The following is a 2,237-nucleotide window of genomic DNA, read 5'->3' as shown; positions in this document are numbered from 1 at the left end:
CGCAGGAGGACGGCCCGTACGGCCCGGTCGGCCAGGCTGTCGCGGACGCCGTGGGCGGCGCGTACGGCCCGGTCGACGTCCCCCGCCGTGGCCTCGACGGCGACTTGTTCGCGCGGCTTCCCCGTCCTGGGGTCCACACTCCACACTGGTTCTGCTGCCACCACTACGCCCCTGTTCGCTATTCTGAACACAGTTCCCGTAGATGAACGCATCTGTGCGGGACTCTATACGGACAACGGAAGAGGGGCGAGGGTCATGGCGACTGCCGACGCGGGTGGGGCACAGGTGAAGTCCGCGGTGCGGACCGTGGAGCTGCTCGAATACTTCGCGGGCCGCCCCGGCATGCACTCGCTCGCCGCCGTCCAGGAGGCCGTCGGCTACCCCAAGTCCAGCCTGTACATGCTGTTGCGCACGCTGGTCGAGCTGGGCTGGGTGGAGACCGACTCCACCGGGACCCGGTACGGCATCGGCGTCCGCGCCCTGCTCGTCGGCACCTCGTACATCGACGGCGACGAGGTGGTGGCCGCCGCCCGCCCCACCCTGGACCGGCTCTCCGACGACACCACCGAGACCATCCACCTGGCCCGGCTCGACGGCACCAACGTGGTCTACCTGGCCACCCGTCAGTCCCAGCACTATCTGCGGCCGTTCACCCGCGTCGGCCGCCGGCTCCCCGCGCACTCGACCTCGCTCGGCAAGGCGCTGCTCGCCACCCACACCGACGAGCAGGTGCGCAAGCTGCTGCCGGAGACCCTGCCCGCGCTGACCGAGCACACGATCACCGACCGCGAGCGCCTCATCGAGGAGCTGGGCGTCATCCGTGAGCAGGGCTTCGCGGTGGACCGCGAGGAGAACACCCTGGGGCTGCGCTGCTTCGGTGTCGCGATCCCCTACCGGACCCCGGCGCGGGACGCGATCAGCTGCTCGGTGCCGGTGGCGCGCCTCACCCCCGCCCACGAGCAGATGATCAAGGACGCGCTGTTCGACGCCCGGGACCGGCTGACCCTCGCCACCCGCCGCCTCTGACCCGCAGGCGCCCGCCGCCCCTGGGGGTCGCAGAGCCGTCTCCCCCGTCCGGCGGAGGCGGTTCACCGGCGAGCAGGAGGTTCGGGCCGGCCCGGCGCGGGAGCGTGGAGCCATGACGAGCCAGTCCCTCACCCCCGCCGCCCCTTCCCCCGGCACCCGCCCGGGCCCCGCCCGCCGGGCGCTGCGCGCGCTCGCGGTCGCCGCCTGCGTCCCGTACGTCTCGCTCAAGGCCGTCTGGATCGCCGGCGGCGAGACCGGCATCCCGGCCGGGAGCGTGCTCCTGGAGAACAGGGGACTGCTGGCCGCCGTCAACGCGGTCACCGTGGCCGCCGACGTCCTCGTGGTGGTCCTCGCCCTGCTGCTCACCCAGGCCTGGGGCCGGCGGGTGCCCGCCTGGCTGCTCACGCCGCCGATGTGGGCGGCGACCGGCCTCCTCGTCCCGATCATGACCGGCTATCCCGCGCAGCTCCTCGTGGCCGTCCTCACCGGCGACGAGCGGGCCGCCGCGCCGAGCGAACCATTCCTGAAGCCCTGGGTGTTCACCGTCGTCCACGGCGGGTTCATCCTCCAGGGCATCGCCCTCGGCACCCTGTTCACGCTGTACGCCAGGGACCGCTGGGGCCGGGTGTGGCGCGGCCGGCTCGGTGGCCTGTCCGCCCGGCTCGGCGGGCCCGGGGTCCGGGCCGCCGCCGCGGCCGGCGCGCTGCTCGCGCTGTTCCCCGCGGGCGTCCACCTGCTGTGGCTGTGCGGCGCCGACACCGGGCTGTCCCCGGCGCAGATCGCCGGACGCGACGCCGACTTCCACGTCCTGGAGACGCAGCGGCTCGCCTTCCTCGTCCTCGCCGTCACGGCCACCCTGCTCCTCGTGCTGCGCCGCCCGGCCCGGTGGCGGGTGCGCTCCACGCTCGCCGTGGCCTGGACCGCCTCGGCGGCGGCCGGCTGCTGGGGCGCCTACATGTCGCTGGTCTCGCTGCTGCCGGAGACCGGTCCGGACACGGCGGTCACGGCGCTGAGCCGCCTGACCTACGCTGGCGACATGATCACCGGGTTCCTGTTCGCCGCGTGCGTGGCCGTCCTCCTGCGGCGGCGGAGCGCCGAGGCGTGAGGCGGTGCGTGGACCTCCTGTTCGGGCAGCGGGCCCGCCTGCGGTGGCTGCATCTGATCCTGGGCGGCGCGCTGTTCATGCCGTACTGGCTGGTCGGCACCGTCGT

Annotated in this window: 2 protein-coding genes and 1 pseudogene; 2 read left to right on the top strand and 1 reads right to left on the bottom strand. The window is 74.0% G+C overall.

Annotation, left to right across the window (positions count from 1 at the left end):
• Nucleotides 1-161 (bottom strand): annotated as a pseudogene (locus RIF68_RS34910) (aldehyde dehydrogenase (NADP(+))); the annotation flags it as partial.
• A 94-nt stretch (nt 162-255) separates the two neighbouring features.
• Here RIF68_RS34910 and RIF68_RS34905 point away from each other — a divergent pair.
• Nucleotides 256-1,026 carry an IclR family transcriptional regulator gene (locus RIF68_RS34905; RefSeq protein ID WP_309055551.1) on the top strand — a complete coding sequence of 257 codons (771 nt, stop codon included), beginning with the start codon at nt 256-258 and terminating at the stop codon, nt 1,024-1,026.
• A 112-nt stretch (nt 1,027-1,138) separates the two neighbouring features.
• A complete protein-coding gene (locus RIF68_RS34900) occupies nt 1,139-2,131 on the top strand; it encodes a hypothetical protein (protein ID WP_309055549.1) in 993 nt (330 codons plus the stop codon).
• The last annotated feature ends 106 nt before the right edge of the window (nt 2,132-2,237 follow it).

Source organism: Streptomyces sp. (assembly GCF_031178505.1).
Lineage (GTDB): Bacteria > Actinomycetota > Actinomycetes > Streptomycetales > Streptomycetaceae > Streptomyces > Streptomyces gulbargensis.
This window is presented reverse-complemented; position numbering and strand designations above follow the sequence as displayed.